The organism is Arthrobacter zhaoxinii, assembly GCF_025244925.1.
Taxonomy (GTDB): domain Bacteria; phylum Actinomycetota; class Actinomycetes; order Actinomycetales; family Micrococcaceae; genus Arthrobacter_B; species Arthrobacter_B zhaoxinii.
This window is the reverse complement of sequence record NZ_CP104275.1, coordinates 1,054,334-1,071,947: the sequence shown is the minus strand read 5'-3', so window position 1 is coordinate 1,071,947 and position 17,614 is coordinate 1,054,334. Positions and strand designations below refer to the sequence as shown.

Sequence of the window (17,614 nt, the reverse complement as noted above, 5' to 3'; positions counted from 1 at the left end):
CGCCAGCCCGCCGGGACGCTCCCGTCCACCTCGCGCGCCAACGCCGTCTCCAATTCGGTCCGTCTCAAAACCAATTCCAGACCCGCCAACTGTTCAGACACAGGCCACCCCCCTCATGATCGAATGATTACAGCTACTGCTCGGGCGGGAGCGGCTCCCACCCCGTGGAACTAGTTGGAAGCGCTGCCAAGCCCAAGCTTCGGCGCCAGCCACGCCGGAATGTGCTCGGGATCCCGCGGGAACCTCTGCTGGTCTTGCTGATAGGACCGATCCGCAAGCGGGAAGCTCCAGTCCGCTTCCTCATCAAAGTTGTAGTGCGTTTCGACATGGCCTTGGTTATCGAGGTGCATCTCCATCGAAAACCAGGTGCCGTAGTCCGGCCGATACATCAGCTTGCGCAATGGCCTCAACAGCGAAAAGGCGGCCTTCGAGTTTGCCCGCTCTTCGACACCATTACGGTAAACATAGGTCAGCGATTCCGTCACCTTGCCCGCAGAACGAGCCTCAAACTTCAATGACTGCCAGCCACCCGGCACACCCTCGTCAAGAACACGGGCCAGATCCTTTTCCAGCTCCGTCCGCCGCAAAACCAGATCCAGACCCGCCAATTCCTCAGACACCGGCTCCCCCACTTGTGGCCCCTGGACATCAGTAGCCACCCATCAAACCCACAGAATGGAAAACGGTCAAGGAAATCCGGTGTGCAAATCCGGAGGCAATTCACCAACGCTTGAGACTACTTCGTACCGGTCCCAACGGCGCCCAGGTGCCCCGCCATCGTTCGGGAGTGAAGGGACGCGGCCCGACTGCCGCAGCGCTTGCGGCGGTGCGGCCTGACGGTTAGGCCTAATGGTAGGTAAACTGCGGGAGAGTCTAGTTCGCCTACGGCGTACCTGCAGCTAAGCGATGAAGGGAAGTGCGGCGTGGCCAGGAAAGAACCCCGCGTAAAAGAAGTGAATGAGAACGACATAGAGGTTAAGGGGCATCCGAAGGAATGGGCAGCCGGCATCCCTGCCGTCTACCACTCCATGAAACCGGCCATTGAGAACATGGGGCTCTCCCGTGCCCTGGGTGCTACTTTCAAGATGAACCAGAAGCACGGGTTCGACTGCCCGAGCTGTGCCTGGCCCGATCCCAAGGACCGCAGTCCCTTTGAATACTGCGAGGAAGGCGTCAAGGCCGTCACGTGGGAAGCCACGCCGGTTGTCATTCCCTCGGAGTTCTGGGCGGAACACAGCCTCACGGAGCTGCGCGAACGCAGCGAATACTGGATGGGTATGCAGGGCCGGCTCACCGAGCCTCTGTACAAGCCCGCGGGCGAAGACCACTACCGTCCCGTCGGCTGGGATGAGGCGCTCGGCATTGTGGCCGACCGGCTCAAGGCCCTGGACTCCCCCGACGAGGCTGCGTTCTACACCAGCGGGCGTACCTCCAACGAGGCCGCCTTCCTCTACCAGTTGTTCATCCGCGCCTACGGTACGAACAACCTGCCGGACTGCTCCAACATGTGCCACGAGTCCTCGGGCTGGGGCATGGGCCAGACCATCGGCATCGGTAAGGCCACGGTGGCCTATGACGACTTCGAAAAAGCCGACCTGATCATCCTGATGGGCCAGAACCCGGGCACCAACCACCCGCGTATGCTGACCGCCCTGGAGGACTGCAAGCGCAACGGCGGCAACATCGTCGCCGTCAACCCGCTCCCCGAAGCAGGACTGAAGCGCTACAAGAACCCGCAGAAACCCCGCGGCATCGCCGGCAAGGGCACGGAACTGGCCGACCAGTTCCTGCAGATCCGGCTCGGCGGTGACATGGCCCTGCTCCAGGCCATCTCCAAGCGGGTCTTCGAGGCCGAGGAAAAGAATCCGGGAACCGTCCTGGACCACGACTTCCTGGAAAAGCACTGCGAGGGCCTCGCGGACCTCAAGGAGCACATCATGCTCCTTGACGACGACGAAGTCCTTGAAGCCACCGGGCTGCGCGTCGAGGAAATCGACGAGCTGGCCGACCGCTACCTGCGTGCGGAAAAGGTGATCATCACTTGGGCCATGGGCATCACCCAGCAGAAAAAGGGTGTCGCCACCATCAAGGAGATCATCAACCTGCTGCTGCTGCGCGGCAACATCGGTAAGCCCGGCGCCGGCGCCGCCCCGATCCGCGGGCACAGCAACGTCCAGGGCGACCGCACCATGGGTATCTGGGAGCAGATGCCGCCGGCGTTCCTCGATTCGCTGGGCAAGGAGTTCAACTTCGACCCGCCCCGCGAGCACGGTGCCGACGCCGTCGAAACGTTCCACCGGATGCATGACGGACGCATCAAGTTCTTTATGGCACTGGGCGGCAACCTGATCTCCGCCATCTCGGACACCCACTTTGCCGAGGCTGCCATGGTGAAGACCGATATGACGGTCCAGATGTCGATCAAGCTGAACCGCTCGCACCTCGTCACCGGCAAGGAAGCACTCATCCTTCCGGTCCTGGGGCGCACGGAATTCGACGACCAGGAAACCGGCCGCCAGTTTGTCTCAGTGGAAGACACCGTCTGCGTGGTGCATGCTTCGCACGGCGGCGTGGCGCCGGTGTCAAAGAACCTGCTCTCCGAACCCGCCGTCGTGGCGCGCCTCGGTGCCCTGGTGATCGGCGACCGGATCGACGCAGACTGGGCCGGCTACGAGAAGGACTACGACCTGATCCGGGACCACATCTCCCGGGTGGTTGTGGGCTGCGAAAACTACAACGAACGGATCCGCCAGGACGGCGGGTTCGTGCTCCCCAACGGTCCCCGCGATTCGCGGACCTTCAACACGCCCACCGGCAAGGCCGTCCTGACGGTCAATGACCTCGAAGCTGTTGAGCGTCCGGAAGGCACGCTGCTGCTGCAGAGCCTGCGCTCCCACGATCAGTGGAACACCACCATTTACGGGCACAATGACCGGTACCGCGGCATCAAGGGCGGCCGCCACATCCTGTTTATGAACTCCGGGGATATCGAGGAACTCGGTCTGGCGGACGGCCAGCAGATCGATATCCACGGCGTCTACAAGGACGGCGTCGAGCGGGTGGTGCGTAACTTCCGGGTGGTTTCCTATCCCACCCCCAAGGGCTGCGTTGCCGCCTACTACCCCGAGGCCAACGTGCTGGTACCGATGGACCATGTAGCCGAGGGCAGCAACACCCCTGTCTCCAAGGCCGTTGTGGTCCGGGTAGAGCCTGCCGCACAGCCGGCCAGCGGACCCGAGGATAAGATGCGCCGCACCAAGGTAAACGCCTAGCAGTCCTAGGCAAAACGCACGAGAGGCCAGGACTTCGGTCCTGGCCTCTCGTGCGTCTATCTGCGCCTTATGAGCGCTGACGGTCAGTGCATTCGATTCTGCCCTTTACTGCGCAGAACCCTTCCAGCCCGGATTATCCGGTCCGTCCACACCGGTCTCGGCCAGCTGGAAAGCAGTGTCCGCAGCCTTCTGGACTGCCTCATCCGCACCCTTCCGCCCGCTGGTGGTAGTAAGCCCTGCCGCGTACCCAACGACAAAGGCGCTGATCACGCCTGCGTTGCCGGAGACGCTCTGCGCGGACTTTTCGCCCAGTTCCACGAGCATCTTGTGGTCCACTTCCAGATCCAGGATCTGCAGTGCCTGGGTCAGGCGGCGGCTCCAATCACTCAGTACGCGCTCTTCCATGTCCGGGTTCTTGCTCATTAGGCTCCTTCGGTGGTGCGGGTTGTATTCGTCAAGCTTATTCGGACAAGTCGGTGGAGTCTGCCGGCGTCCCCGTCAGGGTGACGGCGTCGGACCCCTCGCCGCTGTTGGCGGCACCCTCGGCGTCGACTACCAAAACTGTAATGTTGTCCCGTCCGCCCGAGCGCAGAGCGGCTTGAACCAGGGCCGAGCACGCGTCCTGCGGGTTCGGCACGGAGGTGAGGACCTGGAAGATGTGGGCGTCGGCAACCTCGCCGGTCAATCCGTCGGAACACACCATGAGCCGGTCTCCGGGCTCCACGGGGATGAGCCAGAAATCGGCCTCGGCGTCGTTGCCCGTTCCCAGTGCGCGGGTGACCACATGGCGGCGCGGATGCACCAGCGCCTCGTCTGCGGTGATCTGCCCCAGGTCCACCAGTTCCTGCACTTCGCTGTGGTCCACGGTGACCTGTGCCAAGACCCCGGAGCTGAGCCGGTAGGTACGGGAATCGCCGACGTTGAAGACAAGCCAGTGAGGCTTTCCCCCTTCCCGGACAAGGACCGCACCGGTCAGCGTAGTGCCGGCGCGCCCACCCGTGGCTTCACGGATGCGGCGGTCTGACTCTCCAATCAATGCCTCCAGCTGCTCGGCCGAAAACTCCGGCAGATGTTTCCCTACGATCGGGGAATCACCGAGGGTCCGGACGCAGATGCTGCTCGCCACCTCTCCTGCTTCATGTCCGCCCATGCCGTCTGCGACAGCGAAGATCGGGTCGGCAGCGATAAGCGAGTCTTCATTCAATTCGCGTCGCAGTCCCCGGTCGGAGGCGTAACCAAACACAGCGTGCAGGTCAGTATCCGGGGATGCAGTTTCGTCGGAGTTCATTCACGCCCTATTCGGCAGGTTTACTAAAGTGATCTGGCTTACGCATATCTCCCTCATACCCTAACCGACGACAGCCGCCACGGCTTAGGCACAGCGCGCAGCTTCGACATGGGCGGAAGGCTAGTCGAGCACGAGTCCCGATCCGGTCCCCCGGGCCAGGGTCACCGGATGGATCTCCCCGAACCCCCGGACATTGCGCGGCTGGTGCGGAATCAGCACAAACTTCGGGTTGTCCTTCAGCGCGGCAGCGGTGGAGGCATCGGTGAGGACAGTGCCGGGTTCGGCCAGCGAGGTCAGCCGGGAGGCCAGGTTGACGGTGGGGCCGTAGATATCCCCCAGCCGGGAAAGCACCCGGCCCCAGACCAGGGACACCCGGGCCGAGGGCAGCAGCTCGTCCTCCGTGAACGCCTTCGCCAGCGCCAGGGAGATTTCGGCACCGGCCTCGGGCGTTTCGGCGTTGAACAGGACTTCGTCGCCGATGGTCTTGACCAGCCGGCCGCCGCCCACCGAGATGATTTCGGCGCACTTGTGCTCAAAGCGCTGCACCATCTGGGCCAGTGTCTTCTCATTCATCTGCCGGGAAAGGCTCGTATAGGAGACCAGATCGGCGAAACCCACGGCGCGTGCCAGCGGAAGCGGCGCATCGTCGGAGGCGGCGTCGTCGTGGCTGGCCAGACCGGCCTCGGCGCGCAGGGCGAGGCGCTGGACGGCGGCATTGAGCTGGCGTTTCCAGGCGTACACGAGGGTCTTTTCGAGCGGCTCGATGAGGTCGGGAAGAGCCTCGACCAGGCGCTTGCGGGCTTCGGCGTCGGTGATCCCGCGGCGGACCACCATTTCCTCCACCAGCGCTTCGACCTGCCACACCACCATCCGGTCCGTCATCTGCCCGATGGACCGCATGATGGAAATAGCCGCTTCCTCGGTGAGCTGTTCATCGCGCACCAGTTCAATCACGGTGCTCAGGGCCTCGCGGTCCTGTTCGGTGAAGAAGACGGCGTCGTCGTCGAGGTTCGGAAAGCCCATGGCGCGCCAGAGCTTGCGGGCGGAAAGCAGGGACACGCCCGCTTCGGCGGCAGCCTCCCGGCGCTTAAGCGTCCGCGGTCCGCCCAGCAGCTGCGCCTCGAGCCTGCGGACGTCCTCGCGGTCAATCTCGGTACCCGTGCCGGCATGGGTGTAGTCGGGACGCCGTACCGGCACCGGCTGGATTGGCCGGGTTATCGGTTCGGGGTGGCTCGCGGGGCCGGACCCGCCGTGGCCGGCATCAGTCATCGTCCCTCCCTTCGTAGTCGTATCCCCCGTTTGTTTCCATATCTACACCATCGAACATGGCAGTCAGCGGCAGCTGCCCGATGGCGGCCACCACAATGGAGCGGAATCGGTGCACCTCGGGCACGGCCGGATACTGCATAATCCGCCCGTGGCCCAGATCAAGGATGAGGGTGCCGCTGCGCTGCATCCGGTCCGTCACGGACTGCCGGATTTCCAGCTGGTAGATGGCAGCCAGGGCTATTTCATGCTCACGGCGCATCAGCACTCCCTGCCGCTGGATCAGCCTCCGGTCGGTGAGGATGATGCGCCCGGCGAACCATCGCAGGACCGGCGGAATGCAGTACCGGGCCAGCACCAGCACGGCCAGGACAACAGCCACAGCCTGCAGGTAGGGGCTGAATTCGCCCAGCTGTCCGGGCAGCGTGTCCCGGCCGAGCCATCCGAACGCGTAGCCGGCCAGCGCCCCCGTGATTCCCGCCAGCGTCAGCGGCTTCCACAGGGAACGGGCATGCGGGCGCCCGGCGGCAATGATTTGCTCACCGGGCGAGAGTTTCAGGCGCACGGAGTGCCTCCCCGCAGGCGGGCCGGGACAGCCCTCACGGCTGCTCGGGGCGCAGGTGAACGACGTCGGCCGCGCTGACGGTGTGCGCGGCACCGACGCCGTCGACAATCACGAGCGCACCGGTGGGCGCCAGCGCCACGGCACGCCCGGTAAGTACACTGCCGCCGGGCAGCTGTGCGCTCACGCTGCGGCCCAGGGTGCCCAGACGTGCGGTGATCTCGTCCCGCAGCGCGTCCTGCCGTCCGGCCGGCACTGCCTCCGGGTCTCCGTCCACGGAACAGAACGCCCGGTACCGTGCCGCCAGCGCCAGCAGGTAATCCTGCAGCAGGACATTGCGGTCCGTGGTGGAGGCGTACTCCATCAGCAGGCTGGTGGCGGTGGGGACGGGCAGGTCTTCGTCGGTAAGGCTGACGTTCAGTCCGGCGCCAACCACCACGGCCGGGGGGCCGCCGTCGGACGAGGGAACCAACTGTGCCAGCACGCCGGCGAGCTTCCGGCCGTCCACCATGACGTCGTTCGGCCACTTCAGCCGGGCTTCGACGCCGGTGCGCGCGGCCACGCTTTCAGCCATGGCCAGGGCGGCCAGCAGCGACAGCCAGCCGTAGGAGGTTGTGGGCAGGGGCCGGCCGGAAGAATTCACGGGCCGCAGGAGCACGCTGACGAACAGCGAGGAGCGTTCCGGGGCCACCCAGCTGCGGTCCATCCTGCCGCGGCCCGCGGTCTGCAGCTCGGCGGTCAGGACGGTCAGGTCCGGCACTTCCCAGGGGCGCAGCCGTGCCGCGTCCGCGAGGTCCGTATTGGTGGATCCGGTTTCCGCTACTACGTCCAGCGCAGCGAAGGGACCGTTGGGCGCCACCAGGGCCGCCCTCAGGCGGCCGGGATCCAGGGCCGGTCTTTCCATGCTGGAGTAGTGCAGTTGCATTCTTCCGATCTTACGCGGGCGCCCTGACATTCCCTCCGCACCCGGTCCGGCGGCAGCGGTTAGAGGAAGAAGTCCGGCATCAGCTTGTCCGCCGGAACCCCGGGTGCGTAACGGCTGAAATCCGTGATGCCCTCCTCGCGCAGCACCTCTTCATCGGTGTAGAAGTTGCCGGTGGACTGACCGCTGGGACGGGTGAGGATGGCGTGCGCGGCGTCCGCCATGATGTCTGCGCTGCGGGAAGCGGCGGCCAGCTTCTCTCCGCCGGGCATGTTCCGGATGGCTGCGGTGTTGATGCCGGTCACCGGCCAAAGCGAGTTCACGGACACGCCGTCGTTCTTCAGTTCCTCGGCCAGGCCCAGCGTGGTGAGGGACATGCCGTACTTGGCCATCGTGTAGGCGAGGTAGCCGCCGGCCCACTTGGGATCCAGGTTCAGGGGCGGGGACAGCGTCAGGATATGTCCGTTGCCGGACCGGCGCAGGGCATCCAGGGAGAACTTGGAGAGCATGAAGGTGCCGCGGGTGTTGATATCGGCCATCAGGTCGTAGCTCTTCATTGTCACGGCGTCGGTGCCGGAAAGGTCGATGGCCGAGGCATTGTTCAGGACAATGTCGATCCCGCCGAACTGCTCGATGGTGGATTCGACGGCGCGAGCAACGTCTTCGTCGCGGCGCACGTCGCCGATGATCGGCAGGGCCTTGCCGCCGGCTGCTTCCAGCTGTTCGGCGGCCGTGTAGACAGTACCTTCCAGCTTCGGGTGCGGCTCCGCCGTTTTGGCGAGCATGGCGATGTTCGCGCCGTCCGCTGCTGCGCGCAGGGCAATGGCGAGGCCGATGCCGCGGCTTCCGCCGGACATCAGGATGGTGCGTCCGGCGAGGGACCTGGACGCCGTTTCCGGGGTGCTGTTGGGGATGCTCATAGCCACAGGGTAATGCACCTCACTCCTATGTTACTAGCCGGTAACATACCGGCTCCGGATGGTGACCGGCGGGGGACGGACCAACCGGCAGGGAGCGAAATTGTAGGTTTTCTACACTCAGTCCCTCCGGTCCGGCTCACTAGACTGGGTAAACCGTCATGATTTTTGTGCGGAACCTACTTAACACGTGTGCTTCCTCCCGTTGCGGAGGCGGTGCAGCGTCTCAACTGAAGCGCCCGGAGGCCCCCTTGAGCATCGACCAGGACCTGTCCCTGCATACGACGGCCGGCAAAATCGCCGAGTTCCGGCGCCGCCGGGCCGCGGCAGCGGTGCCCTCCGGGCCTGCAGCAGTGGAGAAGCAGCATGCCCGCGGAAAGCACACCGCCCGCGAGCGCATCGACCTGCTGGTGGACGCCGGTTCCTTCGTCGAGTTTGACGCCCTTGCCGTGCACCGCTCCACCGCCTTCGGCATGGAAAAGAAGAAGCCCCTCGGCGACGGACTGGTTTCCGGCTACGCCACGGTGGACGGACGCCCCGTGGCGGTCTACAGCCAGGACTTCAGTGTCTACGGCGGTTCCCTCAGCCAGGTCAACGGCGAAAAAATCGTCAAGGTCCAGGAATTTGCCCTCCGCAACGGCTGCCCGGTCATCGGCATCCTGGACGGCGGCGGCGCCCGCATCCAGGAGGGCGTCGCCTCGCTGGCGATGTTCGCCGATATCTTCCGTAACAATGTCCATGCCTCCGGCGTCGTTCCCCAGATTTCGCTGATCATGGGCCCCTCCGCCGGCGGCGCTGCCTACTCCCCCGCCCTCACCGACTTCGTCGTGATGGTGGACAAGACCTCGCACATGTTCATCACCGGACCCGATGTCATCAAGACCGTCACCGGCGAGGACGTGGACATGGAGACCCTGGGCGGCGCCCGGCAGCACAATGCCAACACCGGCACCTCCGCCTACCTGGCCTCCGACGAAGAGGACGCCATCGAGTTTGTCCGTGAACTGCTCGACTTCCTGCCCTCGAACAACCTGGCCGAAGCGCCGCTGACCGCCTTCGACTCCGATCCCGAGCCCACCGAGGCGGATCTGGCCCTGGACGAGCTGATCCCGGACTCGGCGAACCAGCCCTACGACATCCGCGCCGTCATCGAGAATGTGCTCGATGACGGGCATTTCCTGGAGATGCAGGCCCTGTACGCCCCGAACGTGATCATCGGCTACGGACGCGTGGAGGGCCACACCGTGGGCATCGTGGCCAACCAGCCGATGCAGTTCGCCGGAACCCTGGACATCGCCGCCTCCGAGAAGGCAGCCCGGTTTGTCCGCAACTGCGACGCCTTCAACATCCCGATCCTGACCTTCGTGGACGTGCCGGGCTTCCTGCCGGGCAAGGACCAGGAGTTCCAGGGCATCATCCGCCGCGGCGCCAAGCTGCTCTATGCCTACGCCGAAGCCACCGTGCCCAAGCTGACCGTCATCACCCGCAAGGCCTACGGCGGCGCGTACATCGTGATGGGTTCGAAGAAGCTCGGCGCGGACATCAACCTGGCCTGGCCCACGGCGCAGATCGGCGTCATGGGCGCCCAGGGTGCGGTAAACATCCTCTACCGTGCTCCGCTGAAGGCAGCGGCCGACGCCGGCGGCGACGTCGATGACGTCCGGCGCCAATACATCGAGCAGTATGAGGACGAGCTGCTCAACCCCTACCAGGCCGCAGAGCTCGGCTACGTGGACGCGGTCATCGCACCGTCGGAGACCCGGCTGCAGCTGATCCGCGGACTGCGGGCAACGCGCGACAAGCGTGCTTCGCTGCCCGCCAAGAAACACGGAAACATGCCGCTGTGAGTACCGGCAACGAGGGCCGGGAACCCGTTTCCGAAACCCTGCTTTCCGTGACCGCCGGCAATCCCACGGAGGAGGAGATCGCGGCGCTGACCGCCGTCGTCGCCGGACTGCAGGCGCAGGCCGGCCCGCTGCCGCCCGCACGTCCGGCCCACCGCTCCTGGGTGCGGCGGCGGAATCTCCGGCTGGACCCGAAACCGGGGCCCGGCTCCTGGCGGCGGAGCTACCGCTAGTCATAAACGAGACCGCCGGACCGCACTGCGGTTAGGCTACGTTTGTGACCCATCAGACATCATCGCCCACCACCGCCGCTGCCAGCAGCGCCCCGGTGCGCCAGCCCACCGCCATCGACGCCGTTGCCGATGCCTACACCGCCACGCTCCTGCACCTGGACCCGTCCTTCGCCACGTCCCTCGGCATCCCCGGGCAGGAAACCGAATACGGCGACTATTCGCCGGCCGGCCTGGAGTCCTTTGCCGAGGCCGCCCGGGAGACGCTGGGCCGACTGGACGGACTGGAGCCGGCGGACGACGTCGACCGCGTCACCCTTGACGCGATGCACGAACGCCTCGGCCTGGATCTGGAAATCCACGAATCGGGCTGGGACCTGGCGGAGCTAAACAACATTGCCTCCCCCGCGCAGGGCATCCGCAGCATCTTCGACCTCATGCCCACGGACACTGAGGAACAGTGGCACCATATTGCGGGCCGCTTGAACAACGTGGACGACGCCGTCGCCGGCTACATCACCAGCCTGCGCAGCGGTATCCGGCGCGGCCTGTCAGCCGCCCGCCGGCAGGTGAAGATCGTCATTGAGCAGGCCTCAGCCTATGCCGAGGACGGCGGATTCTTTGACGCCCTTGCCGCCAACGCCTCACTGCCCGGCGGCGAGGAGCTGCCCGCATCACTCCGTGCGGATCTGCGGACCGGCGCTGACGCGGCCCGCCGGGCCTACACCAACCTCGCGTCCTTCCTTGAAGAGGAACTGCTTCCGGCCGCCCCTGCCGAGGATGCCGTGGGCCGGGAACGCTACGCCTTGATGTCCCGCCGGTTCCTCGGATCCGCCGTGGATCTGGAAGAGACCTACCAGTGGGGCGTCGAGGAATTGGACCGCATCATTGCCGAACAAGAGGCCGTCGCGGAGCAGATCCGCCCCGGCGCCAGCGTCGCCGAAGCGATGCGGATCCTCGACGAGGATCCGGCACGCCAGCTGCACGGCACGGACGAGCTGCAGGCCTGGATGCAGAACCTCGCCGACCGCGCCGTCGCCGACCTCGCCGGGTCCCACTTCGAGATCACAGAACCGATGCGCCGGATCGAGTGCATGATTGCCCCCACCCAGGAGGGCGGCATCTACTACACCGGCCCCAGTGATGATTTCTCCCGTCCGGGCCGCATGTGGTGGTCCGTGCCGGCAGGAGAGGACACCTTCACCACCTGGCAGGAGACCACCACCGTTTACCACGAGGGTGTTCCCGGCCACCACCTCCAGATTGCAACGGCGACCGCATCCCGCGGCCTGCTCAACGACTGGCGGCGCAACGTGTGCTGGGTGTCCGGCCACGGTGAGGGCTGGGCGCTCTACGCGGAGCGGCTGATGGAGCAGCTGGGCTATCTCAGCGATCCGGGCGACCGGATGGGCATGCTGGACGCGCAGCGGATGCGTGCCGCACGGGTGGTCTTCGACATCGGCGTCCACTTGGAACTGGAGATCCCGAAACGCTGGGGCGAAGGCACCTGGACCGCGGACAAGGGCTACGGCTTCCTGAAGCAGAACCTGTCCATCAGCGAGGGTCAGCTGAACTTTGAGTTCACCCGCTACCTCGGCTGGCCGGGCCAAGCCCCCTCCTACAAGCTGGGCCAGCGGCTCTGGGAACAGATCCGCGACGAGGTCCGCAGCCGCGAGGGCGACGCGTTTGACGAGAAGGCGTTCCACACCCGGGCGCTGCAGCTGGGTTCCGTCGGCCTGGATACGCTGAGGCGTGCCCTGCTGGGCGAGTAGCAGCCTGCGACGTTAGTCACAGTGGCCCGGGGAATATCCCGGGCCACTGCCGTTTCCGGGCAGTAACCGCGCGGATTCCCCCCAGAACCCGCTGACTTGGACACTTTTTGTTGCCGTCACATTTCGCAACTTTGAGTCCGGTCTGCTATGGGATCACCGCTAGAGTCTTTCCCGTGACCTCACAGACTTCCTCCCCCGAATCCCCCGCCCGGCGGCTGCCCAAGTGGGCAACGTCCTTCGGACCGCAGATCATCGCCGCCCTCATTGCAGGCATCGCGCTCGGCCTCCTGGCCAAGACAATGGGCACCGTTGACGATGAACCGAACTGGCTCACCACCACGCTGGACACCATCGGCAGCAGCTACGTCTCACTGCTGAAGGCCGCCGTTGTCCCCCTGATCTTCACCGCCGTGGTCAGCTCGATCGCCAACCTGCGGGCCGTGTCCAACGCCGCCCGGCTCGCCTGGCAGACGCTGCTCTGGTTCGCCATTACGGCGCTGATCAGCGTGGTCATCGGCATTCTGCTGGGCTTCTTCCTGCAGCCGGGCAACAACGCCTCGGTCAGCGAGGGCGAGGAATTCAGCGGCAGCCAGGGCAGCTGGGTGGGCTTCCTGACCGGCCTGGTGCCGGCCAACTTCCTGGGACTCGGTGCCAGCTCCAAGGTGGCGGAATCCGGTGACGTCACCACCAGCGTCAGCTTCAACGTGCTGCAGATCCTCGTGATCGCGATTGCCGTCGGCATTGCCGCACTCAAGGTCGGCAAGCCCGCCGAAGCCTTCCTGGCCCTGAACGCCTCCGCCCTGGCCGTCATCCAGAAGGTCCTGTGGTGGATCATCCGCCTCGCCCCGGTCGGCACGGTCGGCCTCATCGGCACCGCCGTCGCGACCTACGGCTGGGATACCATCGGGTCGCTCGGCATGTTCGCCCTGACCGTCTACCTGGGCCTGTTCCTGGTCCTCTTCGGTGTCTACCCGGCCCTGATCAAGGCCCACGGACTCTCCGTCCGCCAGTGGTTCTCCGGCGCCTGGCCCGCTATCCAGCTGGCCTTCGTGTCCCGCTCCTCAGTGGGAACGCTGCCGCTGACCCAGCGCGTGACCGAGCGCAACCTGGGTGTCCCCCGGGCCTACGCCTCCTTCGCCGTGCCGCTGGGCGCCACCACCAAGATGGACGGCTGCGCCTCGATCTACCCGGCCGTCTCCGCGATCTTCGTGGCCCAGTTCTTCAACGTGGACCTGGCCTTCACCGACTACCTGCTGATCGCACTGGTTTCGGTTCTGGGTTCTGCCGCAACCGCCGGCACCACCGGCGCCGTCGTAATGCTCACGCTGACCCTGTCCACCCTCGGCCTGCCGCTGGCCGGCGTCGGCCTGCTCCTGGCCATCGATCCGATCCTGGACATGGGCCGTACCGCCGTGAACGTGGCCGGCCAGACCGTGGTTCCCACGCTCGTGGCCCGGCGCAACGGACTGCTGGATACCGGGCTGTACAACGCCCGCCGCCAGGGCGATCCGTTCGTGGATGATTCCGAGCAGCTCGAGGTCCCCGTGCTCGTCGAGTCCAAGAGCTGATCCCTTCGGGTTGCAGCGCCGGGCCGTCCCTTCGGGGGCGGCCCGGCGTTTGGAGTTTCCGGGCCGGTCCGCCCCGGCACTAGGCTTGATTCCGTGACCAACCCGAACCTGAGCCTCATTCTGGCCTCCGCGTCCCCCGCCCGCACCAAGCTGCTGACCGATGCCGGCATCAGCCATACCGTCCTCGTCTCCGACGTCGACGAAGACGCCGTCACCGCCCACTACGGCCTGACCGACCCGCACGATACGGCCCTGCTGCTGGCCCGGGCCAAGGCCGAAGCCGTGGCCTCCCTGCCCGAGGCCGACGGCGCCCTGGTGATCGGCTGCGATTCGGTCTTCGAATTCGACGGCGAGGCGCACGGCAAGCCCTGGGAGGCCGACGTCGCCCGCGAACGGATCCGCCGCATGAGCGGTTCCTCCGGGGTCCTGCACACCGGGCACTGGCTCGTGGACTGCCGTGACACCGACGAGGACGGCTCCGGCGCCACCCTCGGGGCGGTGTCCTCCGCCGAGGTGCACTTCGCGAAGCTCTCCGACGACGAGATCGAGGCCTACATCGCCACGGGTGAGCCGCTGCAGGTGGCCGGTTCCTTCACCATCGATTCCCTGGGCGGGGCGTTCATCGAGCGCGTCGACGGCGACCCGCACGCCGTCGTCGGCCTGTCCGTGTCGACCCTGCGCCAGCTGCTGGCCAGCGCCGATGTGCGGATCATCGACCTCTGGAAGTAGCTTCCTGGTGGCGGCTGGCGCTGTCGGCGATCTACTGAGCAGATAACGGGCTTATCCAGGCCCGTTGGCGATCTACTGAGCAGATAACGGGCTTATCCAGTCCCCATGACCCCGTTATCTGCTCAGTAGATGTCTGGCTAGGTCCCTTCACCGGGACGGCGCTGCCCCGAAGAGCTATTGGGGAGGTACCCATCCTGCCAGGACCAGTCCCCGGCGCACCTTCGCTCCCACCCAGCCGGCGCCCTGCAACAGATCGTTCCGGCTGATCTTCACCTGCACCCACCCCAGCTCAGCCGCCAAGAGGTCCCTGTGATGGTCCTTCGCCTGTTGTTCCGGGGTCAGATGGTGGGCGCCGTCGTACTCCAAACAGGTCCGGAACTCACGACAACCAAGATCAGCCCAGACCTGCGGCTCGCCCGCGGCGTCGCAGATAGCCACATTGGGAACGAACTCGGGCAACTGCGGATCTTGCTGGAGCATGAGCCGCAGCCGGGTTTCGGGCGGTGAATCCACCCCAACGCGAAGGTACCCCAGAGCCTTACGGCTCCGGGACAGATGCGCAATGCCCGATTTCCCCTCAATGAAGCGCTGCAGTTCCGCCAACGGTACGAGCGCCAATCTGCGCGGACCGAAGCTGCGTTGATGTTCGCTCACAATCTGATCTCCCAGGACGATCAGCTCCTCCAGCGTCAGCATGGCAGCCAGATCAAGCCAGGTGCGGGCAATGGTGGTGGCCGGCAGTCCGAGGATGCGGGTGGTTTCTTCCGGCGAAAGAACCAGCCGGTGTCCGACTACGTGCCGTCGCCGGGACTGGCTCTTGCCCGGAGACCGGCTCAAGTGGATCACCGGCTCCTCAGCCAGGCGCCGGGGAAGAACCAGTCCATGCAACCGTGCGGCTGTCGTGTGACTCAGGACAGCGTCCGGCAATAGCTCTACATACGGCCGGCAGCTGTCGGCCAGGGAGAATCGGCCTTCTACGGGCACGCGGACGGAGCGGCTGGGAGTCCTCACGTCAGAAGCACGGAGCCGGCCCGGATTGACCCTTCGTGCCTGGGCGGCGTCCAGCGTAAAAGGCATCCCTTGGAGAGGTGCAGGCAGCGGAGCAGGGCGTCTCATGCGGCCATTACACGCGGTCCCCCGGGAGCTCGTTCCAAGGGTATGGACCGCAGGTACATAACCTCGCCGGGCAGTCGATCCGGGAGGAGCAGTCCCGGCGGACACCGGCACCGGTCCCGGATGTGTCGCGGACGCACCAAGCACCCGTCGCAACCGCCCGGCTTTGTAGAATCCCCACAACGATCCGCCGGTTCCCACGCAGAAACAGCACGCATTATGGCCCGAGACCACAAAACCGCGCTAGGCTCCGAACAGATCAAAAGGAGCCAGTGCACCAATGAGCCAGAACATCCCCGCGCCCGAAGCGACCCCCGCCAAGGCACTCACCAAGATCCTCATTGCCAACCGCGGCGAGATTGCGGTCCGAGTCATCCGCGCCGCCCGCGATGAGGGAATTGCCGCCGTTGCGGTGTACGCCGACCCCGACCGCGACGCCCTGCACGTCCGCCTTGCCGACGAGGCCTACGCCCTGGGCGGCAGCACCGCCGCCGAGTCCTACCTGGACATGGGCAAGATCCTCGACGCCGCCGCCCGCTCGGGAGCGGACGCCATCCACCCCGGTTACGGCTTCCTCTCCGAGAATGCCGAATTCGCCCAGCGCGTCATCGACGCCGGCCTGACCTGGATCGGCCCCTCCCCCAGCGCCATCTCCTCACTCGGAGACAAGGTCCAGGCCCGCCACATCGCCGCCAAGGTCGGTGCACCGCTGGTTCCCGGCACCCCGGACCCTGTCGAGTCCGCCCAGGACGTCCTGGACTTCGCGGACCGGCACGGCCTCCCGCTGGCCATCAAGGCAGCTTTCGGCGGCGGCGGCCGCGGCATCAAGGTTGCCCGCACCCGCGACGAGATCCCCGAGATGTTCGACTCCGCCGTCCGCGAGGCCACAGCTGCCTTCGGCCGCGGCGAGTGCTTCATCGAACGCTTCCTCGATGCACCCCGCCACGTGGAAACCCAGTGCCTGGCGGACGCCTACGGCAACGTCGTCGTCGTCTCCACCCGCGACTGCTCCCTGCAGCGCCGCAACCAGAAGCTGGTTGAGGAAGCTCCCGCTCCCTTCCTCTCCGAAGAGCAGAACGCCAGCCTGTACGCGGCGTCGAAGGCCATCCTGAAGGAGGCCGGCTACCAGGGCGCCGGCACGTGCGAATTCCTGGTCGGCACGGACGGCACCATTTCCTTCCTCGAGGTCAACACGCGCCTCCAGGTGGAGCACCCGGTTTCCGAGGAGGTCACCGGCCTGGACCTGGTCCGCGAACAGTTCCGCATCGCCCGCGGCGAAGCACTGGGCTACGGCGATCCGGAAGTACGCGGCCACTCCTTCGAATTCCGCATCAACGGCGAAGACCCGGGCCGCAATTTCATGCCCGCCCCCGGCACCGTCTCGGAATTCAAGCTGCCCACCGGCCCCGGTGTCCGCGTGGACTCCGGCATCGAAGCCGGCGAAACCGTGGGCGGAAACTTCGATTCCATGCTCGCCAAGCTGATTGTCACCGGTGCCACCCGCCGCGAGGCGCTGCAGCGGGCACGGCGTGCCCTGGCCGAGATCGACGTCGTCGGCATGCCGACAGTACTGCCCTTCCACCGCGCCGTGACCGCTGACCCCGCCTTCACCGGCGAGGAGAGCTTCGGCGTACACACCCGCTGGATCGAGACCGGGTTCGTGAACACCATCCCGGCCTGGAGCGGTGAACCGGCAACGGGCGACGACGACGACGAGCGCCGCCGCGTCACCGTTGAAGTAGGCGGCAAGCGGCTTGAGGTTGTGCTCCCGGCCGGCCTGGGCGGCCCCGGTGCCGGCACCTCCAACGGCGCACGCAGCAACGGCAAGGCGCGCAAGCGGTCCCGCGGCGGAGCCTCAACTGCAGCTGCGGGCGATGACCTCACCTCCCCCATGCAGGGAACCATCGTCAAGGTAGCCGTCGAGGACGGAGCAGTGGTCCGCGAGGGCGATCTCGTCGTGGTGCTGGAAGCCATGAAGATGGAGCAGCCGCTGACCGCGCACAAGTCCGGCACCATCACCGGTCTGAGCGCCCTTCCCGGTGCAACGGTCTCCGCCGGCGCCGTCATCGCTTCGATCCTGGACTGACCCCGGACGACCCCCGAACAACAGCAGCAGCGCAAAACAAAGCAG

General features: G+C 66.0%; 15 protein-coding genes. 7 read left to right on the top strand and 8 right to left on the bottom strand.

Annotated elements, in window-relative coordinates; translation table 11 throughout:
• Positions 1–170: 170 nt before the first annotated feature.
• Entirely contained in the window at positions 171–620 is a 450-nt protein-coding gene (locus N2K95_RS04975) for a hypothetical protein (RefSeq protein ID WP_260653185.1), read from the bottom strand.
• A gap of 303 nt (positions 621–923) precedes the next feature.
• Between N2K95_RS04975 and N2K95_RS04970 the strand changes: the two genes are divergently transcribed.
• Entirely contained in the window at positions 924–3,272 is a 2,349-nt protein-coding gene (locus tag N2K95_RS04970) for an FdhF/YdeP family oxidoreductase (RefSeq protein ID WP_260653184.1), read from the top strand.
• Positions 3,273–3,377: 105 nt separating this feature from the next.
• On the opposite strand, the gene N2K95_RS04965 is transcribed toward N2K95_RS04970, so the two are convergent.
• The 6 genes from N2K95_RS04965 to N2K95_RS04940 all read right to left on the bottom strand — a co-directional run bounded on the left by N2K95_RS04965 (position 3,378) and on the right by N2K95_RS04940 (position 8,230).
• Entirely contained in the window at positions 3,378–3,695 is a 318-nt protein-coding gene (locus tag N2K95_RS04965) for a DUF6457 domain-containing protein (RefSeq protein ID WP_260653183.1), read from the bottom strand.
• A gap of 37 nt (positions 3,696–3,732) precedes the next feature.
• Complete coding sequence (locus N2K95_RS04960) at positions 3,733–4,560, bottom strand: PP2C family protein-serine/threonine phosphatase (RefSeq protein WP_260653182.1); 828 nt, start codon at positions 4,558–4,560, stop codon at positions 3,733–3,735.
• A 120-nt stretch (positions 4,561–4,680) separates the two neighbouring features.
• A complete protein-coding gene (locus N2K95_RS04955) occupies positions 4,681–5,829 on the bottom strand; it encodes an adenylate/guanylate cyclase domain-containing protein (protein ID WP_260653181.1) in 1,149 nt (382 codons plus the stop codon).
• Positions 5,822–6,391, bottom strand: coding sequence for a PH domain-containing protein (locus tag N2K95_RS04950; protein WP_260653180.1), 570 nt, complete (start codon positions 6,389–6,391; stop codon positions 5,822–5,824). Before N2K95_RS04950 ends, N2K95_RS04955 begins: the two co-directional genes overlap by 8 nt.
• Positions 6,392–6,425: 34 nt before the next feature.
• Positions 6,426–7,313 carry a biotin--[acetyl-CoA-carboxylase] ligase gene (locus N2K95_RS04945; protein WP_260653179.1) on the bottom strand — a complete coding sequence of 296 codons (888 nt, stop codon included), beginning with the start codon at positions 7,311–7,313 and terminating at the stop codon, positions 6,426–6,428.
• 59 nt (positions 7,314–7,372) lie between these two features.
• Positions 7,373–8,230 carry an SDR family oxidoreductase gene (locus N2K95_RS04940; protein ID WP_260653178.1) on the bottom strand — a complete coding sequence of 286 codons (858 nt, stop codon included), beginning with the start codon at positions 8,228–8,230 and terminating at the stop codon, positions 7,373–7,375.
• Positions 8,231–8,478: 248 nt separating this feature from the next.
• Between N2K95_RS04940 and N2K95_RS04935 the strand changes: the two genes are divergently transcribed.
• The 5 genes from N2K95_RS04935 to N2K95_RS04915 all read left to right on the top strand — a co-directional run bounded on the left by N2K95_RS04935 (position 8,479) and on the right by N2K95_RS04915 (position 14,370).
• Complete coding sequence (locus N2K95_RS04935) at positions 8,479–10,074, top strand: acyl-CoA carboxylase subunit beta (RefSeq protein ID WP_407080117.1); 1,596 nt, start codon at positions 8,479–8,481, stop codon at positions 10,072–10,074.
• Positions 10,071–10,304, top strand: coding sequence for an acyl-CoA carboxylase subunit epsilon (locus N2K95_RS04930; protein WP_260653177.1), 234 nt, complete (start codon positions 10,071–10,073; stop codon positions 10,302–10,304). The genes N2K95_RS04935 and N2K95_RS04930 overlap by 4 nt, the downstream gene beginning before the upstream one ends.
• Before the next feature lie 44 nt (positions 10,305–10,348).
• The gene (locus N2K95_RS04925) at positions 10,349–12,073 is read left to right on the top strand and encodes a DUF885 domain-containing protein (RefSeq protein ID WP_260653176.1); all 1,725 of its coding nucleotides are present in this window, start codon (positions 10,349–10,351) and stop codon (positions 12,071–12,073) included.
• A gap of 173 nt (positions 12,074–12,246) precedes the next feature.
• A complete protein-coding gene (locus tag N2K95_RS04920; protein ID WP_260653175.1) occupies positions 12,247–13,641 on the top strand; it encodes a dicarboxylate/amino acid:cation symporter in 1,395 nt (464 codons plus the stop codon).
• Positions 13,642–13,734: 93 nt separating this feature from the next.
• A complete protein-coding gene (locus N2K95_RS04915) occupies positions 13,735–14,370 on the top strand; it encodes a Maf family protein (protein WP_260653174.1) in 636 nt (211 codons plus the stop codon).
• Between the two features lie 174 nt (positions 14,371–14,544).
• Here N2K95_RS04915 and N2K95_RS04910 read toward each other — a convergent pair whose 3' ends face one another.
• Entirely contained in the window at positions 14,545–15,207 is a 663-nt protein-coding gene (locus N2K95_RS04910; RefSeq protein WP_260653173.1) for an endonuclease domain-containing protein, read from the bottom strand.
• Positions 15,208–15,763: 556 nt separating this feature from the next.
• On the opposite strand from N2K95_RS04910, the gene N2K95_RS04905 reads away from it, so the two are divergent.
• On the top strand, positions 15,764–17,569 hold the full coding sequence (locus N2K95_RS04905; protein ID WP_260653172.1) for an acetyl/propionyl/methylcrotonyl-CoA carboxylase subunit alpha: 1,806 nt from the start codon (positions 15,764–15,766) through the stop codon (positions 17,567–17,569).
• The last annotated feature ends 45 nt before the right edge of the window (positions 17,570–17,614 follow it).